The organism is Halomonas citrativorans, assembly GCF_014898005.1.
In the GTDB taxonomy this organism is placed as follows: Bacteria; Pseudomonadota; Gammaproteobacteria; order Pseudomonadales; family Halomonadaceae; genus Vreelandella; species Vreelandella citrativorans.
Map to the genome: position 1 here is coordinate 46,485 of NZ_JABUYX010000001.1, position 19,825 is coordinate 66,309.

Annotated in this window: 14 protein-coding genes; 8 read left to right on the top strand and 6 right to left on the bottom strand. The window is 54.3% G+C overall.

The window, feature by feature from the left end; all coding sequences use genetic code 11:
* Positions 1-2: 2 nt before the first annotated feature.
* The 8 genes from INT20_RS00180 to cysQ all read left to right on the top strand — a co-directional run bounded on the left by INT20_RS00180 (position 3) and on the right by cysQ (position 13,729).
* On the top strand, positions 3-3,119 hold the full coding sequence (locus INT20_RS00180; protein WP_193056233.1) for a glycosyltransferase: 3,117 nt from the start codon (positions 3-5) through the stop codon (positions 3,117-3,119).
* Between the two features lie 127 nt (positions 3,120-3,246).
* On the top strand, positions 3,247-4,659 hold the full coding sequence (locus INT20_RS00185; RefSeq protein WP_193056234.1) for an alginate O-acetyltransferase AlgX-related protein: 1,413 nt from the start codon (positions 3,247-3,249) through the stop codon (positions 4,657-4,659).
* A gap of 78 nt (positions 4,660-4,737) precedes the next feature.
* On the top strand, positions 4,738-6,993 hold the full coding sequence (locus tag INT20_RS00190) for a glycosyltransferase family 2 protein (RefSeq protein WP_193056235.1): 2,256 nt from the start codon (positions 4,738-4,740) through the stop codon (positions 6,991-6,993).
* A 321-nt stretch (positions 6,994-7,314) separates the two neighbouring features.
* Positions 7,315-8,373: a glycosyltransferase gene (locus tag INT20_RS00195; protein WP_193054933.1), complete on the top strand. Its 1,059-nt coding sequence runs from the start codon at positions 7,315-7,317 to the stop codon at positions 8,371-8,373.
* A gap of 93 nt (positions 8,374-8,466) precedes the next feature.
* Positions 8,467-9,633, top strand: coding sequence for a nucleotide sugar dehydrogenase (locus INT20_RS00200; RefSeq protein ID WP_193054934.1), 1,167 nt, complete (start codon positions 8,467-8,469; stop codon positions 9,631-9,633).
* Between the two features lie 612 nt (positions 9,634-10,245).
* Positions 10,246-11,817 carry a phosphoglucomutase (alpha-D-glucose-1,6-bisphosphate-dependent) gene (gene pgm / locus INT20_RS00205; RefSeq protein ID WP_193056236.1) on the top strand — a complete coding sequence of 524 codons (1,572 nt, stop codon included), beginning with the start codon at positions 10,246-10,248 and terminating at the stop codon, positions 11,815-11,817.
* 55 nt (positions 11,818-11,872) lie between these two features.
* Complete coding sequence (locus INT20_RS00210; RefSeq protein WP_193056237.1) at positions 11,873-12,727, top strand: UTP--glucose-1-phosphate uridylyltransferase; 855 nt, start codon at positions 11,873-11,875, stop codon at positions 12,725-12,727.
* Between the two features lie 240 nt (positions 12,728-12,967).
* The gene (cysQ, locus tag INT20_RS00215) at positions 12,968-13,729 is read left to right on the top strand and encodes a 3'(2'),5'-bisphosphate nucleotidase CysQ (RefSeq protein WP_193054196.1); all 762 of its coding nucleotides are present in this window, start codon (positions 12,968-12,970) and stop codon (positions 13,727-13,729) included.
* A gap of 452 nt (positions 13,730-14,181) precedes the next feature.
* Here the strand turns inward: cysQ and INT20_RS00220 are convergent, their stop codons facing one another.
* From INT20_RS00220 to rfaH, 6 genes are all read right to left on the bottom strand, one after another.
* Positions 14,182-14,691 carry an REP-associated tyrosine transposase gene (locus tag INT20_RS00220; protein ID WP_193056238.1) on the bottom strand — a complete coding sequence of 170 codons (510 nt, stop codon included), beginning with the start codon at positions 14,689-14,691 and terminating at the stop codon, positions 14,182-14,184.
* Between the two features lie 185 nt (positions 14,692-14,876).
* Positions 14,877-15,290 (bottom strand): nucleoside diphosphate kinase regulator, encoded by a 414-nt coding sequence (gene rnk / locus INT20_RS00225; RefSeq protein ID WP_193056239.1) that lies wholly within the window; start codon positions 15,288-15,290, stop codon positions 14,877-14,879.
* A gap of 151 nt (positions 15,291-15,441) precedes the next feature.
* Complete coding sequence (gene gdhA / locus INT20_RS00230) at positions 15,442-16,794, bottom strand: NADP-specific glutamate dehydrogenase (protein WP_193056240.1); 1,353 nt, start codon at positions 16,792-16,794, stop codon at positions 15,442-15,444.
* A gap of 333 nt (positions 16,795-17,127) precedes the next feature.
* Complete coding sequence (locus INT20_RS00235) at positions 17,128-17,478, bottom strand: hypothetical protein (protein ID WP_193056241.1); 351 nt, start codon at positions 17,476-17,478, stop codon at positions 17,128-17,130.
* A 52-nt stretch (positions 17,479-17,530) separates the two neighbouring features.
* Positions 17,531-19,138, bottom strand: a complete 1,608-nt coding sequence (locus INT20_RS00240) for a gamma-glutamyltransferase family protein (RefSeq protein WP_193056242.1) — start codon at positions 19,136-19,138, stop codon at positions 17,531-17,533.
* Positions 19,139-19,278: 140 nt separating this feature from the next.
* Positions 19,279-19,824, bottom strand: coding sequence for a transcription/translation regulatory transformer protein RfaH (gene rfaH, locus INT20_RS00245; RefSeq protein WP_193053879.1), 546 nt, complete (start codon positions 19,822-19,824; stop codon positions 19,279-19,281).
* Position 19,825: the final 1 nt, after the last annotated feature.

Here is a 19,825-nt window from a genome sequence, read left to right on the forward strand (position 1 = left end):
TAATGAGTAATGCTAAGCGCGCGCTACTGCTGGATTCCGGCTTATTTGATGAAACCTGGTACGTACAGCGCTACCCGGATGCTTCCTTTAGCCAGCTCTCTCCACTAGACCATTTTGTAAACTATGGATGGGCGCTGGGCCGTTGCCCAGGGCCACACTTTGACACTGACGCATACCGAACTCGCTACCCTGATATTAGCAACTCTGGGCTAGATCCCTTAATGCACTATCTCTGCCACGGCTGCCATGAGGGGCGGCTTAAACTGGTGGATGATAGTAACGTCGAGCCAGTGTCTCGGTTGGCGGTGGTAGCGCATGTTTACCACCTTGATTTGATAGCCCCATTAGGTGACCGGCTAGCGTTATTAAGCGAGCCATTTGACCTGTTCATTACCACGCCGCATGCCTCGGATACTACAGAAGTAGTAGCCTTGCAGCGTCGCTTCAGTGGTGCGCAAGTAGTCAATTGCCCCAACCAGGGGCGCGATATAGCGCCGTTTTTTTCGTTGCTACCGCGTTTGCAGGGCTATGAGCTATGCCTGAAGCTGCACACCAAGCAGGGCGTTACACCGGTTGCCCAGCAGTGGCGCGAGGCGCTGGTAAGTAGCGTATTGCCAAGTCGTGAGGGCGTACGGCGATTGGTGACCAGGCTACGAAGTGACTCGCGGTTGCAGTTAGCCGGGCCAAAGCGTTTGTTCATGAGCCAACAGGCCATGCGCTTTGGAAATAAAAACTGGCTTACACGGATCGCCAAGCCATTGGGTGTACCGCTTGAAAGCGATTGGGGCTTCTTGGCAGGCAGCATGTTCTGGTGCCGACCCCAGGCGCTATTGCCGTTGGCGCAAGAGGTGGCCCAGCATCAGTTCGAACCTGAGACTGGTAAACAGGATGGTGAGCTGGCGCATGCGTTGGAAAGGCTGGTAGGCGGCGTCATCCAGCCCCAGGAAGGGAAGATTTTGCTTCTGGAGCTCGCTTCTTCTGGTGAGTTTTCCATTGCGCCGTATCAATCGCATATGCCCCTTGAGCGCACTATGCCCTCACGCCTGCTTGCAGCGCCAACGACCAGCGCTGACGTTAGCCAAAACGAGAGCAGCCTGCGCATAACCGGCGATCTCAATTTAGACAGCAGTAACGCCATTCGCGGGTGGCTGGCATCACTCGTAAATCCAGCGCCCCGAGAAGTCATTATCCGTATCGATGGCGTGCGAGATATCAAGACATCTGCCAATCACTTTCGAGCCGATTTACGTGCCAACGGGCTGCACCAGGGGTGCCATGCCTTTGATGTATATCCGCCCGTTGAGCTGTTGGATGACCAGCAGCATAGTATCGAACTGCTGGATGCCGAAACCGGCGAATGTATCGCCAATAAAGAGGTGCGCTGGGCTTTTGAGCGCAGCTTTAGCGATTTTTCCGGGTATCTGGCGCACACTCTGGTCAACCCTTACGTCGCGCAGCCTTTCCGCGAAGCCGACAAGCGCTGCTTTGCCGCCATGGAAAACGTGGCTCGCATACTCGTCGAGCACACTCAGGCGCTAACTGAACCGCCGCTTGTGTCGGTCATCATGCCTTGCTTTAACCGGCTAGATACCATTGAGGAAGCGGTAAACTCGGTACTGGCGCAGTCGTATGCGCGCATTGAGCTGATTTTGATCGACGACGGCAGCGAAGATGGTACGGCCCAGTGGTGTGAGCGCTGTGCTAATACTAACCCTCAGGTAAACGCACTGTTGCTGAGCGAAAACGGTGGGGTGTCGGCGGCACGTAATCGAGGGTTAGAAGCCGCCCTGGGCGAGTACATCATGTACTTGGATTCCGATAACCGCTGGGATACGCGTTATGTAGCAGCCATGGTAGGGGCGTTTAAGAAACTGCCCCACGCTGAAGCGCTATATTCAGGCTTATACCGTTACTATGGCGATAGTAAAACGCCCGCCGGGGTGATGTTTGGGCCGCTCAATCGATCACTGCTGTTCAATCGCAATTACGTTGATTTGAATACGTTTGCGCATACTCGCAAAGCGTGGCAGCGCTTGGGAGGTTTCGATGAAGCACTACCGCGCTACGTGGATTGGGATCTGGTACGTCGTTACGCACTGGATGCCTTGCTGTATTCAGTGCCGGTAATACTCACCCATTACTTCATCGATAAAGCGAGCAATTCGCTGACCAATAACCCTCAGTATTTATCTTATCTGGAGGCTGTGCGCGAAAAAACCGGCGCTACTTATGCCGCCAAACCACGCCAAACTCAGGCAGCCGTTACTGATAACTTCGTGACTGGTACGCCGCAAGCGGAAGTAGCTACCCTTGAGCGGGGTGTGGCAGTCGTTATTCCCAGTTACGAATCCAGAGATGATTTACAAGAGTGCTTGGAAAGCCTCTATGCGCTGAATTTAGGTGCCTCACTTGAGATCATCGTGGTGGATAATAACTCCTCGCCAGCGGTATGCGAGTTCATCCGCCAGGAGAGTGACGGCGGGCGCATCAAAGCGGTTTTCAACGATGCGAACTTTGGTTTTACCCACGCGGTTAATCTGGGCATTCATGCGGCGAAAGCCGACCATGACATCGTACTTCTCAATAACGATTCGCTCGTAACCTCTGGCGCGTTTGAGGCTATGCAGCATGCAGCTTACAGCTTGCCTGAGTGTGGTTTGGTAGTGCCCCAGCAGGTGCTGTTGGGCGGCACTAAAACACTAAATGACCACGTGCCGTATGCCGATGCCACCTACCCATGCGACGTGAATATTTCAAAACACCACGCTAACGTTCACCACGTGCCACTCTTTCACGATGGTCGCACGCTGGAAATTACCTTTGCGCCGTTTTTCTGCGTGTATATTCCCCGCCATGTGTATCGCGAAGCTGGCGATCTGGATGCTCAGTACGGACGCCACTATCGGTCAGACCGTATTTATTGCGATGTTGTACGCCATATCCTCGGTCTCAGAATCTACCACGTCAGCGATGCGTTGATTTATCACAAGTTGCAAAAATCCACTGATGAGCTGGCGGGTAAGAAAGAGAGCGAGTTCGATATCATGTTCAAGAAAAATCGCTGGGACCCCGCTAATAAAGTGAGGCTGGACTTCGTTGATGCTCCTTGGGATATATAACGTTTCCAGAGGCACTACTGAAATTTGTTGTTCAGGCAAGCCGCACTTTACGAGATGCGGCTTGTCTCATTTTATACAATTCTTACCGAGTGTCGCCGTGGCGTAAGGTTATGATGGAAACTTCGATGTGAAAAGCCTACGTACAGCGTCTAATCACTGGCTGCAGCAGGTGAAAAAAACAGTCATCAGTCATCGGGGGCTGCAGGTGGTTAACCAAGGCCTACGATGGCATCTGGATTATCCATCGCTTGAATGCCCGCCTTGGTTGAATCAAAACGGCTGGGTAGTGCAGGGCTGGGTGTTACTTCCCCCTTCGCTTTCGAAATCCATGGAAGATGTAAGAGTCATTGCTTGCTGGAACCCGGTATTTGAGCTTCGCCATCCGCTGAGCCTGGAGCGCCCTGACGTTATTGAAACCGTGCTTGGGGAAGACCCAGCTAAGCACCCTCAATTACGCTGTGGATTTCGCTTTACTGTTCCGCGTCAACTAACTACCTGTACGCTGGAATTATGTGTCAACGGTGAACGTATACCGTTGCCCATAGTGAGTATGCCCGAATTGCCGGATTCAGACGGTGCTGAAGTCGCACCCTTGAAAGTACTGGAAGGTAAAGCGAACTGGCTATTTCTGGACAACGATACCAACGGCAGCGTTGACCAGTACCGAGGGCGTTTACTGCTTACCGATGAAGGAGTTAAAGGTTGGCAGCGTTATTTGAAAGACTTCCGCACGCTTGCTGAAAAGCATGGAGCGGACTCTGCAGTGCTGGTGGCGCCTGCCAAGGAGAGCGTGATGGGGCCTCGGTATCACCCTTACGCGGAAGGCGCAGGCGGGCCCATTCAACAACTGTTAGCGCTGCCGGAAGCCCAGGTGCTGGTCTATCCCGTGCAGGCATTAATGGCACTAGGTGATGACGCATTTATTCAGACGGATACGCATTGGACGCAGCGGGGCGCCATGGCGGCGTCCAAGGTGCTGGCAGCGGCGCTTGGGCTTGATGAGTGGGCGGTGGAGAACACCTTTGTCGATGATGAGTATGGTGAACGTTCCTTGACCGGCGATTTGGGCAGTAAGCTAAAACCCGAACGAACCTGCCGTATCAACTCGCTGCGCACGTTTAATTATCATCAGTACCGCTGTTTTGATAATGGCCTGCCGAACTTTGGACGCCTGATAGTGCTTGCCAATGGAAAGGCTTTGATGCCGGGTACTTGCTTGATATTTGGTTCTTCATCCAGCTATTCGATGTTTAACTACGTGAGTCGGCTGTTTAAGCGTGTGGTGTTTGTGCATAGTGCTGGTAATCTTGACCCTGAAGTGGTCAAGGCTGTACAGCCTGAGTTTTTGGTCGCTCAAACGAATGCGCGTTTTGTGGTGCAGGTGCCTAGGGCTAGTTGTTCGTTGCAGGCGTTGATCGCTGAAAAAAAAGCGTGTCTTTCCGAGGAGGAGATCATGATGGTGGCCAAGCGTCGTATAGATGTAGAAGCGCATAACCCTGTCATTTCCTCACTGGGTCTTTCTCCTTGGGTGGTTACATAAGGTGTCTTCCGGGATGTTGCAAACGCTGCTGGCTGTTAAGATACCCGCTTTTTTAAAGCTGGGTACGCCGCTGACACAATGAAGAGAATCCAACCCTATGAGACGCCCAAAAGGTGGCGTCTTCATCACCGTGCTCCCCAGCATTTTATCCCGTTGCAGCAGCTATCTGCCGCTGCTCGCCCCGGTGAATGGCAGTCACTTGGCTCGCAGCCTCTTTTTCAGTTGCGCGGGCAATTGCCGGTGGCTGGCTGGAACATGCTTGAAATTGCCTGTGAGTGTGACAAGAGTGGCATCGTTGCCACCTTGACGCTTGAAACGGCGCGGCAATCCATCACGGTGGATTTCCCGCTACGCATGGGCAAGATCACCAAGCGGTTGGTTTACGTGCCGTTTGGGCTTGAGCGCATGACGCTGGCGCCGGTCAGCACGGAGTGCATTTTTTCCTATAGCCATTTCAGGTTTGTGTGGTTGACGCCCATGTTTGCCTATAACCGCTTGTTTCAGCGGTTGACCAACATGCACCAGCACTACCGCGACTTGCCATTGGCCGAAGTAAAGCAGAGCTTGCAGCAGCAGGCGCGCAAACAGAGTCGAAAATGGCAGACTATCGCCCTTGAAGATTACGATAGTACCTTTATCAGTATGTCGACAAGGCGCCATTACCAGCAGTGGATCCACCAAGTGGAGCGCCGTCGAGGGCCCAGCGAGCAAGATGCCAAGGAGCGGCGCCAATTTGCATGCAGTGTGCTGCTGATAAACGGAAGCTTCTCAGCAACCGATGTAGCAACGTTTAAAAAGGGCTTGAGCCATAGTTTGGCGAGTTTGGCGGAACAGTCGCTTTTCCCTCGTCAGGCGCTACTGCTAATAACCCCCGCTGTTCATCAACAATTGCATAGCTGGCTGGCGGAATGGATGCGCGAGCTACCCTTTCTGGAGGTTAAAGAGAGCGAAGCGCAAAGCGTGGCAGCACAGCGCTTGGAAGCACTGACCTATTGCGAGCACCCTTGGGTGTGGTTTCTACGCCTTGGCGACCGTTTGGCAGATAATGCCTTATTTCATTCGGCTAGCATTGCTCACGATAACCCGCAGTCGCAGGTGCTGGTGGCCGATGAAGACAGCTTGGACGAGGACGGCGTACGTCATTCGCCGCAGTTCAAGCCAGCGTTCAATTCGGATATGCTGCTTTCCATGCCATATGTAGGGCGGGCGGTATGTTACAAGCGTGCGTTTTTGCCACGGCTTACCGTACAAAGTGATGCAGGGAGCGCGGCTAACGCAGATTGGTTGGACTACTCGCAAGTTCTAAGCGTTATGCGCCGCGCCGATTTTACGCACGCCATGCTGGCGCATATTCCCCATGTTGCCTATCACGGAGTGCCCGAAACGGCTAGCGCCTCTTATGTTTCGCTGGTTCAGCAGCATCTTGACCAGTTGGGCGCGGGGGCCACGGTAAGTGAAGGGCTGTTACCCGGCACTCAGCGAGTACGCTGGCCAATGCCTGAGCCCAAGCCTTTAGTGACTCTATTGGTGCCCACTCGCGATGGTGTGAATATTCTTCGCCCCTGTGTTAATGCAATATTAGAGCGTACCGACTATTCCCATTTTGAACTCCTGATTCTTGATAACCAGAGTAGCTGTGCTGAGACGCTGTCCTACCTGAAAGATGTGGAAGCCCGGGATTCACGGGTTAAGGTGCTGCACTGGAACCATTCGTTTAACTATTCGGCCATTAATAACTTTGGTGCTGCTAACGCGAAAGGCAGCATCATTGGATTAATCAACAACGATATCGAACCCATGGAAGGCACCTGGTTAACCGAAATGGTCGAACAGGTGTCACGCCCTGAAATTGGCTGTGTCGGCGCCAAGCTTTATTATCCTAATGATACGGTTCAACATGGTGGGGTAATTTTGGGGTTAGGGGGCTTGGCTGGTCATGCGCACCGTTTCTTCCAACGCGACGAAGACGGTTATATGGGGCGGCTCAAGGTAACTCAAAATCTTTCAGCCGTTACCGCTGCCTGTTTGCTGGTGCGTAAGTCAGTCTTTGATGAAGTGAATGGCCTAAACGAGACAGACTTGGCCGTGGCTTACAACGACGTTGATTTATGCATTAAGGTACGAGAAGCGGGTTACCGCAATCTTTGGACCCCCTACGCGGCGCTCTATCATCACGAGTCGGTCTCACGCGGTGCAGATGATACGCCTGAGAAACGCGCAAGATGGCTAAGTGAGTATGCCTATATGCGCAACGCGTGGGGCGAACTGCTCGACAGCGACCCTGCCTATAACCCAAATTTAACCTTGGTGCACGAAGATTTCTCGTTACGTTAACAAGATCGTAAGTGAGAAATAGTAGGCGATGAACAATTAGCCTGGGTTCAGCGTACATCGACGGCCCGGCGCAAAGCAGCGCACCGCGCGGCCAGGGTTGGTTGCCAATGCATAGGCGGCTGGCGCCGCCTTTCGCGGGTGCCGCAGGCTCGTTCCTCGCCTGCGTTACCACGCGCTACGATTTGCTGTATCGATGTGAAGTGGTTCATATAGTGCGTAAGCGAAGCGCACCCGCAGCGGCGGCCCGGCGCAAAGCAGCGCACCGCGCTGCCAGAGCTAAACCTCCCAACAACCATTAGGGCGAGAAAAAGAGGCGTAACAGTGAACAGTGAGGCACGCTGGGTGGTGCTTAGCGATGGCGGTAGACCTACGGAAGATATCTATTTTCTGGAATCAGCCGCGCCTGCTTTACGCCAACAAGGGGCAACGATTAATCGGGTAACGGCTTCGCGCTCATTGGGCGCTGCACTTGTCCATGGGCGAACGTTTTTAAAGCGCTACGCGGGTGCGAACCTGCTACTTTGCCGCTCATTATCGCCTGGCTGGTTACGTTGGTTGGAACGTCATCGCAATTCTTTTGGCTATATCGTCTATTTGATTGATGACGATATTGCCGCTGCAGCCAACGACCCAACGCTACCTGCTGCCTATCGCCAGCGTATGGGGCGCATTGTCCACCTTCAGCCACGTTTGTTGATGTTAAGCGATGAAGTGGTGGCTTGCAGCGAACAGCTCGCGCAGCTTTTTGTTGCCCAGCATGGCCACGTTTCGGTATTAACACCGCCATTGATTGCTTCATTGCCGAACCTTGAGCATTTTAGGCTACCGCCCTCAGCGCAGGCGCCGTGGAAGATTGGTTTTCACGGTACGCGTGCCCATCTTACGGATCTGCTGTATATAGCGCCTGCATTAACGGCGGTTCAACAGGGCAGGTCAGATACCCAACTTGAAATAATGCTGGGTAAACACACGCCCGCCCAACTGGCGGGTTTGCCACGCGTTAAAACACCCGACCCATTGCCCTGGCAGGCGTTTCGGTCCTACCAGGCAAGCTGTCGGTTACATATTGGCGTAGCACCTCTTTTGGAAACACCGTTTAACCAGGGTAAGTCGTTCATCAAGTTCTTGGATATTACCGCGATGGGGGGCGTGGGTATTTACTCAAACCGCTATCCCTATACTGAGATCGTCCGCCATGGAGAGAATGGCTTGCTGGTAGACGACGCGCCTAAGGCGTGGCAGGCAGGTTTAATACAGCTGCTTGATAATCCCGAAGAAACCGCCAGGATGGCGGCTCAAGCAGCGCGGGATGCATTTGCCATGGGTGATCCGCAAATAGCGGCAGCATTTTGGCGGTTACGGCAAGGGCGTTTGAGCTGACGGAGTTTAGTCCTTGCTTGCAGGGGAAAGGACCAATGGTTTTGATAAACTAACTCGTACGTTTTTTTATTCAGCTTTAGGAAGAAACTAAAAATGAAAATTGCCGTTGCCGGTACGGGCTATGTGGGGCTTTCCAATGCCATGCTGTTAGCACAGCACCACGACGTGGTCGCGGTGGATATTGTGCCTGAAAAGGTTGAGTTGCTGAATAATCGCCACTCTCCGATTGAAGACGCTGAAATAACAGCGTTCTTGCAGCGGGACGATCTGCGTTTTTCAGCCACGCTGGTTGCCGAGCAGGCCTATGCGGATGCGCAATTTGTCATTATCGCTACCCCTACCGATTACGACCCGCAAACCAATTATTTTAATACGCAAAGTGTTGAAGCGGTGATTGAGCAGGTGATGCGTATTAATCCCCAGGCGGTAATGGTGATTAAGTCCACGGTGCCCGTGGGCTACACCAAGGGGGCCTCGGCACGCTTTAATACCCAAAACCTTATTTTTTCGCCGGAGTTTTTGCGCGAAGGCAAAGCGCTTTATGACAACTTGCACCCTTCCCGCATTATTGTGGGCGAGTGTTCCGAGCGTGGCGAAACCTTTGCTGCGCTTTTAAAGCAAGGGGCGGCGGCTGAACATATTGAAGTATTACTGACTAATAGCACGGAAGCCGAAGCAATCAAGTTGTTTGCCAATACCTACCTCGCCATGCGGGTAGCGTACTTTAATGAGCTGGACAGCTACGCAGAATCCCAGGGGCTGAATACTAAACAGATTATTCAGGGCGTTGGCCTGGACCCGCGCATAGGCACCCACTACAACAATCCAAGCTTTGGCTACGGCGGTTACTGCCTGCCCAAGGATACTAAGCAACTGCTAGCGAACTACGCCGATGTGCCGAGTAACATGGTTCAGGCGATTGTAGATGCCAACCGTACGCGCAAGGATTTTATTGCGGAGTCGGTACTGCGCCGTAACCCTTCTGTGGTTGGCGTGTACCGTCTGATTATGAAAACAGGGTCGGATAACTTTCGCGCCAGTGCCATGCAGGGCGTGATGAAGCGCATTAAGGCGAAAGGTATAGAAGTAGTCGTTTATGAACCGGTATTAGAAGAAGATAAGTTCTTCGGTTCAACCGTTATGCGTGATTTAGCGGCGTTTAAAGAGAAGTGCGATATTATTTTAGCAAATCGCATGGTGCCAGAGCTTCAGGATGTGGAAGCCAAGGTATATACCCGCGACCTGTTTGGCAGCGATTAAGCATATATCATACGGAGTGGTTCAATCGTAGTGCGCGGTAAGCGAAGCGCACCCGCAGCGGCGGCCCGGCGCAAAGCAGCGCACAGCGCTGCCGGGGTTGGTGTTGGGTGCCCATGTATAGGCGGCTGGCGCCGCCTTTCGCGGGTGCCGCAGGCTCGTTCCTCGCCTGCGTTACCGCGCGCTACGGTTTGCTGTATCAATGCGGAGTGGTTCATGTAGTGCGCGGTAAGCGAAGCGCACCCGCAAAAGCAGCGCACCGCGCTGCCCGGGGTTGGAGTTGGTTGCCATGCCTAGGCGGCTGGCACCGCCTCTCGCGGGTGCCGCAGGCTCGTTCCTCGCCCGCGTTACCACGCGCTACGATTTGCTATATCGGTGCGGAGTGGTTCATGTAGTGCGCGGTAAGCGAAGCGCACCCGCAGCGGCGGCCCGGCGCAAAAGCAGCGCACAGCGCTGCCGGGGTTGACGTTGGGTGCCCATGCACGGGCGGCTCTGGCACCGCCTCTCGCGGGTGCCGCAGGCTAGCGCCTCACAATATATCAGTGACCAGCAATAGGCCCTCACGTTTGGCAGGCTCGGCAGAGCAACGATTAAGCTGATTAGGAAGATGTTTGTATGGAAGCGATTATAAATGCATTTTTTGACGAAATGCCCGATGCCAATGTTGCCAAAGAACGCGTCGCCTTTGGTACTTCTGGCCACCGTGGCCGCGCAGGTGAGCGTACTTTTAACGCTGCGCATATTGCTGCTATTACTCAAGCCGTGGTGGATTTTCGGCGTGAGGCAGGCTACCAGGGCCCGCTGTTTCTAGGCTTCGATACCCACGCGCTTTCCAGGCCAGCCTGGGAACGTGCATTGCAGGTATTGGTCGCTAACGACGTACCGGTATTGGTTGAAAAAGGCCACGGCTATACCGCGACGCCCTTGGTAAGCCACGCCATTTTGCAACACAACGCGTCCAACGCAGCGTTGGCCGACGGTTTGATTATTACGCCGTCGCATAATCCGCCTGAAGATGGTGGTATTAAGTACAACCCCGCCCACGGTGGCCCGGCCGATACCGACGTGACATCGTGGATTGAGTTACGTGCCAACGCGTACTTGCTGCGCGAATTGGATGATGTGCCGCTTGTTTCTCTAGAAGAAGCACTTGCCTGCGCAGAGGAGTATGATTTTACCGCTCATTATGTGGCAGGCCTGAGCAGCGTTATCGACATGCAGGCTATTCAGCGGGCAGGCCTACGTTTGGGGGCCGACCCGATGGGCGGCACTGCGCTGACCGTATGGCAGGCGGTTGCAAAGCACTATGCGCTGACACTGGAAGTGGTTAATGCCCAGGTGGAGGCGTCCTTTGCGTTTATGCCGCCCGACCATGACGGTAAAACCCGTATGGATTGTTCAAGCTCGGCGGCGATGGCGAATCTGTTAACGGTGAAAGACCGCTTCGATATCGCCTTTGGCAACGACCCGGATGCCGACCGCCACGGTATTGTGGATGCCAATGGCTTGATGAACCCGAACCACTTTTTAGCGGTGTGTATTGATTACCTGATGACGCATCGGCCTGAGTGGGCGGCGTCGCTAAAAATTGGTAAGACGCTGGTATCATCTTCCATGATCGACCGGGTGGTGGCATCGCATAATCGTGAGCTTTATGAAGTACCGGTTGGATTTAAGTGGTTTGTCGAAGGCCTACATAAAGGGTGGTTGGCCTTTGGTGGCGAAGAAAGTGCTGGCGCCAGCCTGCTAACCCGCGATGGTGCAGCGTGGTCAACCGATAAAGACGGTATCGCGCTGTGCTTGCTGGCAGCAGAGATCTTGGCTGTCACTGGTAAAACCCCTAGTGCCTATTATCGCGAGTTGACACAGCGCTTCGGCGAGCCTTGCTATAAACGGGTCGATACTGCTTGCACGCCTGAAGAAAAAGCGGCTTTCAAAAAGCTGAACAGTGACAGCGTGACGGCACAAACACTGGCGGGAGAGGCGATTACCGCTGTGTTGGTGACAGCGCCCGGTAATGGGGCGAGCATTGGAGGTATCAAGGTGACCACCGAAAATGGCTGGTTCGCTGCACGCCCCAGCGGCACGGAATCGCTCTACAAGGTATATGCTGAAAGCTTCAAAGGCCCTGAGCATTTGGATGAGTTGATTGAAAGCGCAAGGGCGTTGCTTTCGGCTATTTTATAGCGCGTTACCCGCCCGCAGGTGGCGCCCTTTACCAAATGAAACAAGGAAATTAGTAATGACCCAGGTGCGCAAAGCGATTATCCCCGTCGCCGGTTTTGGTACGCGGTTGTTGCCCATTAGTAAGGCCATCCCCAAGGAAATGGTGCCCGTTGTGGATCGCCCCTTAATTCAGCACGTCATAGAGGAAGCATTGGCAGCGGGCATTAATGAAATTATCCTGGTGACACGTTCAGGTAAATCGGCGATTGAAGACCACTTTGATGCCCATGTTGAGCTTGAGGATGCACTGGCCAGTAAGGGGAAAGATGCATTGCTGGCAACGCTTGCAGCCATTGCCCCGCCAGAGCTTAAAATTACCAGCGTGCGCCAGGCAAACGCTAAGGGCTTGGGGCATGCGGTTTTTTGTGCTGCGCATTTACTGGGTAAGGATGAGCCGTTTGCGGTTATCCTTCCGGATGTGTTGGTAAAGCCCCAGCCAGGCAGTACTACCTGTGATTTGGGGCGTATGGTGGCGCTTTGGGACGCCAGCAGCGCCGCGCAAATTATGGTGGAAGCCGTGCCTCAGGAAGATGTTTATCGTTATGGTATTGTTGACTGTGATGAGCCCAGCGCCGGTGAAAGCGCGGATATGCGCGGCGTGGTCGAGAAACCCAAGCCCGAAGACGCGCCTTCACGGTTGTCGGTCATTGGCCGGTATATTCTGCCGTATCGGGTTATGGAGCTTTTACGCGACCAGCCGCCTGGCGCTGGTAATGAAATTCAGTTGACTGACGCCATTGATCGCTTAATGCAGGAAGGTCAGCAGGTCCAGGCGTTCCGAATGAAAGGGCGCACCTTCGATTGCGGCCATATTGAAGGCTGGCTGCAAGCGAATAACACGCTTGCCCGTGAAGCGGGCTATAACCTGTAAGTTAGCACGTATATATGTTTGCATCGTAAGCCGCCATTTTTGGCGGCTTTTACGTTTTAGGGTTTGTACGAAAAGTCGCTGAGCGAAGGCCAGACCAGGCAAAAATCAGCGAAAAAACGGAGTTTACATGGGTAAATGAGTATTTTGAGCTGATTTTTAACGCCGTATGGTCGAGCGCAAGCAGTTTTCGTACAAAGCCAAGGGTGCGGGTTAAAACGATGTAGCAGACAAGGGGGCGGTATGAATGAATTGTTAACAGAAGTATGTGCGATTGCTCGTGAGGCGGGCGATGCTATTTTACGTGTTTACGCTCAACCGTTCGATGTAGCGATTAAAGCGGATAACAGCCCCGTTACCGCCGCCGATAACGCGGCAAACCAGATTATTTTAGACAAGCTGAAAGCGCTTCCAGAGGGGATCCCCATTCTTTCCGAAGAAGGGGGCGAGACGTTCACCGGGCCGGATGCCAGCGGGCGCTACTGGCTGGTGGACCCGTTGGATGGCACGAAAGAGTTTGTAAAGCGTAATGATGAGTTCACGGTGAATATCGCCCTCATCGAGAACGGCAAGCCTGTATTGGGCGTTGTGCTGGCACCGGTATTTAACGTGGCGTATATCGCAGCTAGCGGCGTGGGGGCGTTTAAGATTGATAAGTACGGGCAGCGAGTCGCTATTCATGTTTCCGGTAGGCCAAAAGAAGGTACCCCGTGGCGCGTAATGGGGAGCCGTTCCCATGCCAGCCCCTATTTGGAAGATTGGTTAAAACAGCTAGGCCCCCACGAGACAAGGCCCATGGGCAGCTCGTTGAAATTTGGCATCATCGCCGAAGGCAGTGCCGATGTATATCCACGCCTCGGCCCCACCAGCCTATGGGACACCGCCGCCGCGCAAGCGGTCGTCGAACAAGCGGGTGGACGAGTAGTAACCCTGGACGGCACCCCGCTTTGTTATGCCAACCCCAACGAAACCCTCAACCCGGATTTTGTTGTTTGGGGGCATTAGCGAGAAAAGCGCCGCCACCACGTAAATGATGCATAGGCAGTGCGGCTCCAGACCAAGGTGGCACATCCGGGCGGCTGACGCCGCCTTTCGCGGGTGCCGCAGGCTCGTTCCTCGCCTGCGTTACCGCGCGCTACGGTTTGCTATATTGATACGGAGAGGTTCATGTAGTGCGCGGTAAGCGAAGCGCACCCGCAAAAGCAGCGCACCGCGCTGCCGGGGTGGGCCAAGGAGGCACGCCCGGGCGGCTGGCGCCGCCTTTCGCGGGTGCCGCAGGCTCGTTCCTCGCCTGCGTTACCACGCGCTACGATTTGCTATATTGGTACGGAGAGGTTCATGTAGTGCGGTGTAAGCGAAGCGCACCCGCAAAAGCAGCGCACCGCGCTGCCGGGATTGGGTGCGGCACATCCGGGCGGCTGGCACCACCCCTTGCAATAGATACTACTTACAGGCTGTTATTCCCAGTCCATTTTGGAAACGTCGGGAATGCGTTCTGAACCCCAATCGCTTTCGTACCACCCTTTTTTTACGTATTGATGGAAGCTTGACCACTTCCAATCGCGAGGTGCTTTGCTCCAGCCGTGTTTCACCGGGTTGTAGTGAATGTAATCGATATGCCGCTGCCAGTCGTTTTCGTCCCGAATAACGTGCTCCCAAAAGCCTCGTTGCCAAGCGTTTGGGTTGCCAGAGGGAAGGAGAAAATCTTTCGATGCATACTTTTTGATATCTCTCCAGCGAGAAGAGTAATCAGAATCATCTTCCGGGAGGGTCCAAAGGCAGTGAAGGTGGTCGGGGAGAAGTACAAACGCCTCCATCACAAAAGGTTGCTCCTCGCGTACTCGACGAAAAGCTCTCCCAAGCGCATTAATATTGAGTTGATCGGCGAGCAGCGGCTGGCGTGAATGGGTCACGACCGTAAAGAAATAGCTGCCTCCGGGCACGTAGGCTCGCCGATAGATTGCCATTACTGCCTTCCTTTAAAATATTATAAATATTACGAGGTAAGGTTAATGGCTTATGAGGTGTATGTCATCTTGAGGGCATTTTGCTCGCGGGTGCGCTAACGCTTACGCCACATTACAAGGTTTGAATGTAGTGCGCGGCAGGGCTTTGGCGCGCCCGCGATGGTGCCAAAAGGCGGTAAGAGCGTTTAACGATGGTGCTGCTTTTCGCGTTCGGGCTGCCACAAGATAGCGTCGATACGCAGGCGGACTTCGGAGTTATTGGGTAAAGGCCAATCAATAATATCGCCTACTTTAAGGCCGATAAGGCCCGCGCCAATGGGTGCCATTACCGAAATGCCGTCCTCAACCGTGCTGAGTGCATGGGGGTAAACCAGTGTACGCACCATTTGGCGCCCACGGGTTAAGTCAGTGAAGCGGATTTGGCTGTTCATGCTGACCACGTTGTCGGGGATTTCCTGGGGATCAATCACTTCCCCGCGGGATAGCTCTTCCTCAAGCAGCGTGGCCACGGCAAGCTCTTTATCCGTAGCGTTATCAATCAAGCGCTGCAAGCGCTCTGCATCAAGACGGTTAATAGTAATGGGAGGACGTTGTCCCATGGTCACTCTCCTTGGAAAGCAATGAAATCAATCGGATACTTTTATTTAACAGTAAATAAACGATTTTATAGCTGTCAATAAAAACAGTCCTCCCTGAAAAGGGAGGACTGTTCGCCATGACCAGTGTAAGCGATCTAGCAGAGGAAGGCGATTACATTACTCCTTGCTCAATCATGGCATCCGCCACCTTTCTGAACCCGGCAATATTAGCGCCCAGTACCAGGTTGGTGGGGTCGCCAAACTCTTCCGCCGTGGTGGCGCACTGTTGGAAAATATTGGCCATTATCTCTTTGAGTTTTTGGTCAACTTTTTCCAAGGGCCACTGCTCCATGCTGCTGTTCTGCGCCATCTCCAGCTGGCTTGTCGCCACGCCGCCGGCATTAGCGGCTTTACCTGGGCCATAGGCAATTTTAGCGGCCAGGAAGCAGTCAACAGCCTCGGTGGTCGAAGGCATGTTGGCGCCTTCGCTCACACAGGTAACCTGATTGGCGAGAAGCGTTTTGGCATCAAGCTCGGTTAGCTCGTTTTGGGTGGCACAGGGGAAAGCGGCGTCTGCCTGAATGTGCCAAACCGCATGCCCACCTTGCGGATAATCCCGTGCGCTAATGTAGTGCGCGTCAGGGTGCTCGCTTAGGTACTCTTCAAGCGATACCCGTTTGACTTCTTTAAGCTGCTTAAGAAGCCCAAGGTCGATACCCTTTGGATCGTGGACTGTGCCGCGTGAGTCGCTACAGGTGATGGGGGTGGCGCCCAGCTCATACAGTTTTTCAATGGTATAAATGGACACGTTCCCCGCGCCGGATACCAGGCAGGTTTTGCCTTCCAGGGTCTCGCCGCGGGCCGCCAGCATGTTTTGCGCGAAGTAAACAGCGCCGTATCCGGTGGCTTCTTTACGACCAAGCGAGCCGCCCCAGTTTAGGCCTTTGCCGGTTAATACGCCTTCATAGCGACCTGTCAGACGTTTGTACTGCCCATACATATAGCCAATTTCACGCGCGCCAACGCCAATGTCGCCAGCCGGTACATCGCGGGTAGGGCCGATGTGGCGGTAAAGCTCTGACATGAAGGCTTGGCAAAAACGCATGATTTCGTTGTCTGACTTACCCTTGGGGTCGAAGTCAGAGCCACCTTTGCCGCCGCCGATAGGCAGCCCGGTTAAGGCGTTTTTGAAAATTTGCTCAAACCCTAAAAACTTGATGGTGCCTGCCGTAACGCTTGGGTGAAAGCGTAAGCCGCCTTTGTAGGGCCCAAGGGCTGAGTTGAACTGAATACGATAGCCTTTGTTGACCTGTACGCAGCCAGCATCATCTAACCAGCAAACGCGGAACATGATTTGGCGCTCTGGTTCGACCATACGCTCAATAATGCTGTGCTGCAGGTAGTGCGGCTGACGCTCAAACAGAGGGCGCAAACACTCTAATACTTCTTCTGCCGCTTGATAAAATTCAACCTGAGCGGGGCTGCTAAGCTTTAAACGGGACAGCGTATCGTGAACGTAGGGCATGAAAAAATACCATGTGTAATTACTAAAGACGTTGTTAGCTGGTCAGCTATTTGAGGGACATTAAACGGGGGATGCGCTTTCTTGCATACCCTATGTCGTTTCGGAATGAGTAAAAAAATAGCGGAATTTAGACCAAAGTCGCAGTGTTTTACTTAAAAAAGCAGAATATTAACAAAGTCAGTTAAACGATATTTAAACGAAATACGATACGTAGCGTCAGTATTCATTGCCATGCTGGCGAGGCTCAATCGTAGTGCGGTGTAAGCGAAGCGCACCCGCAGCGGCGGCCCGGCGCAAAGCAGCGCCCTGCGCTGCCGGGGTTGGGTGCGGTTTTCAAGCCTGGGCGGCGCACCCGGGCGGCTGGCGCCGCCTTTCGCGGGTGCCGTAGGCTCGTTCCTCGCCTGCGTTACCGCGCGCTACAATTGCCATGCTGTTGTGGCGTGATTCAACCATCGGGCGCGGTAAGCGAAGCGCACCCGCAGCGGCGGCCCGGCGCAAAAGCAGCGCACCGCGCTGCCGGGGTTGGTGTTGGGTGCGGCTCCGGGCCAAGGCGGCGCATCCGGGCGGCTGGCGCCGCCTTTCGCGGGTGCTGCAGGCTCGTTCCTCGCCTGCGTTACCACGCGCTACAATTCTGCGCATATCAATGCGGAGTGCTTCAACCGTAGTGCGGGCTACAATTGCCATGTTGGTGAGGCGTGGCCTTAACCATCGGGCGCGGTAATGGCGTTTACCGGCGCTATACGGGCAGAGCGGCGCCGTCTGTGCGGGGTTCGGTGCCGCCCTGGAATGTGCCGGTGGCGGCGTTGCGTAGGATAATTTGCCCGCGGCCAAAGGTCAGTGCATCGTTCGTCCTGACAATGTGATGCCCGCGTCGTTCTAATGCTTGGGCGAGGTGGTCGGGAAAGCTGGGTTCCACCTCAACGGTTTTGCCTGCTACCCATTTCCAGCGCGGTAGGTCCAGTGCCGCCTGTGGGTTGAGCCTGTCTTCCAGCAGGCTGGTAACTACCTGTACATGGCCTTGAGGCTGCATGTAACCGCCCATAACGCCGAAGGGGCCGACCGCTTGATTATCCTTGGTGATAAAGCCGGGGATTATGGTGTGGTAGGTGCGCTTGCCGGGGCGCAATACGTTGGCGTCTTCTTCGTTAAGTGAGAATGACCAGCCCCGGTTTTGCAGGCTGATACCGGTGCCTGGCACGACAGTACCTGAACCGAAGCCTTCAAAGTTGCTTTGGATAAACGAGACCATATTGCCTTCGTCATCCGCAGTGGCGAGGTATACCGTGCCGCCCAGAAGTGGATTACCGTGTACGGGGTCAATGGCTTCGTTTCCGATCAACTTACTGCGCTGCGCCAAGTAGGCCGGTGAGAGCATCTGTTCGACGCTTGGTGCCATAGCTTCACGCTCGGTGATATAACGTAGGCCATCTACATAACCCAGCTTGGTCGCTTCGATGCGGCGATGCAGCGATTCAATCGCATCACGTGGCTCATCGCCCAGTGATTCCAGCATGCCGAGTGCCTGTAGTGCGATTAAACCGCAGCCGTTGGGCGGGATTTCCCAGATATCATGACCGCGATAGTGAGTGCTAATAGGGTCAACCCATTCAGGTGTGAAGGCTGCAAGATCTTCCTTGCGTAGAAAGCCACCATGCTGGCGCGAAAAATCATCCATGGCATCGGCTAGCTCGCCTTCGTAGAACACATTGGCGCCGCTTTCAGCTATCGCGCGTAGCGTGTTGGCCATGTCGGGTGAATGCCAAATGTCGCCCGCTTTTGGGGCATGGCCGTGTGGTGCAAAGTGTTCAAACCAGGGGGCAAACTCTGGGCGGTTGTACTGCTTGTAACGGGTGAAGGCTTTTTGCCATAGCTGACTCACCACGGGAGAAACCGCAAAGCCCTCTTCGGCCAGGGTAATCGCCGGAGCCAGCAGTGTCGCAAGGGGAAGCGTGCCAAAGCGCTCAGAAAGCGTGGCCCAGGCAGCGGGGGCGCCGGGTACGGTCACTGGGGTTAGTCCGTGGGCGGGCATTGCATCCAGGCCAAGCTCTCGTACGGCATCAATACTAATCCCCATTGGGGCTCTGCCGCTGGCATTCAGGCCGTGTAATGTATCCTTCACCCACACCAGGGCAAATGCATCGCTGCCAATACCGTTGGAGGTGGGCTCAACCACGGTAAGTGCGGCGGCGGTCGCAATAGCCGCGTCAATTGCGTTGCCGCCATTACGCAGAATATCGGCACCCACTTGGGCGGCAAGCGTTTGGGAGGTGGCGACCATGCCGCGCTTACCCAACGTCACCATGCGTCGGGAGGCGGCCGGGTAGTAATGAGGGTCGAGGTTCATTGAATTATCCTTGTGCGATATGCCAAGCAGGCCACTGTAGGGCTCAACATTAGCAGGATAATCTTATGAACGTCTTCTGGTAGCCTTGATTACGTATTAGGCGAAGCAGGCCGCAGCGAACCGTTGGGGGTGCTCACCTTTTATGGCTTACGCAACAGTTCAATCGGCACGTTAAGATGTTGCGGGCGCTGGAGTACATTCAGCAACACAATGGCGCGCTCTTCGCCCTTGCAGCGTTCGAATATAGCGTCAAGGTCTTTAAAGGGGCCGTCAGTAATGGTGACTTTTTCGCCTGCGCAGAAATAGGTATGGCTCCCTTCTGAGCGGTGAGGTTGGGCGCGAAGCGTCTCCACCAGTGTATTGGGCACGCTAATGGGCGTATTGCCAAACGTCAGCAGGCGTAATACACCACGGGTAGAGCGAATGGGGCGCCAATTGCTGACAACCAGGTCTAAACGAATAAACAGGTAATAGGGAAACAGCGGTTCGCTCACCGTGGCAAGCTTGCCCTGGCGCTTGCGTTGTACATTCAGTACTGGATGAAACACCTCATAACCCTGGTGAGCGAGGTGTTCGGCCGCGCGGAATGATTCGCTGCCTTTGCACTGAATAACGTACCAGTTGGGCAGGGCGCGCTCTTCAATGCTGGACTCGGAAGTGGTTAGCTCTAGGTCAGTAGGTTCCATG

Bases quoted from the DNA above. Each gene is read 5' to 3' on its own strand.
- INT20_RS00210 (WP_193056237.1), top strand. From the start codon at position 11,873: ATGACCCAGGTGCGCAAAGCGATTATCCCCGTCGCCGGTTTTGGTACG.
- rfaH (WP_193053879.1), bottom strand. From the start codon at position 19,824: ATGGAACCTACTGACCTAGAGCTAACCACTTCCGAGTCCAGCATTGAA.
- rnk (WP_193056239.1), bottom strand. From the start codon at position 15,290: ATGGGACAACGTCCTCCCATTACTATTAACCGTCTTGATGCAGAGCGC.
- INT20_RS00180 (WP_193056233.1), top strand. From the start codon at position 3: ATGAGTAATGCTAAGCGCGCGCTACTGCTGGATTCCGGCTTATTTGAT.
- INT20_RS00200 (WP_193054934.1), top strand. From the start codon at position 8,467: ATGAAAATTGCCGTTGCCGGTACGGGCTATGTGGGGCTTTCCAATGCC.
- INT20_RS00235 (WP_193056241.1), bottom strand. From the start codon at position 17,478: ATGGCAATTGTAGCCCGCACTACGGTTGAAGCACTCCGCATTGATATG.
- INT20_RS00240 (WP_193056242.1), bottom strand. From the start codon at position 19,138: ATGAACCTCGACCCTCATTACTACCCGGCCGCCTCCCGACGCATGGTG.
- cysQ (WP_193054196.1), top strand. From the start codon at position 12,968: ATGAATGAATTGTTAACAGAAGTATGTGCGATTGCTCGTGAGGCGGGC.
- pgm (WP_193056236.1), top strand. From the start codon at position 10,246: ATGGAAGCGATTATAAATGCATTTTTTGACGAAATGCCCGATGCCAAT.
- gdhA (WP_193056240.1), bottom strand. From the start codon at position 16,794: ATGCCCTACGTTCACGATACGCTGTCCCGTTTAAAGCTTAGCAGCCCC.
- INT20_RS00190 (WP_193056235.1), top strand. From the start codon at position 4,738: ATGAAGAGAATCCAACCCTATGAGACGCCCAAAAGGTGGCGTCTTCAT.
- INT20_RS00220 (WP_193056238.1), bottom strand. From the start codon at position 14,691: ATGGCAATCTATCGGCGAGCCTACGTGCCCGGAGGCAGCTATTTCTTT.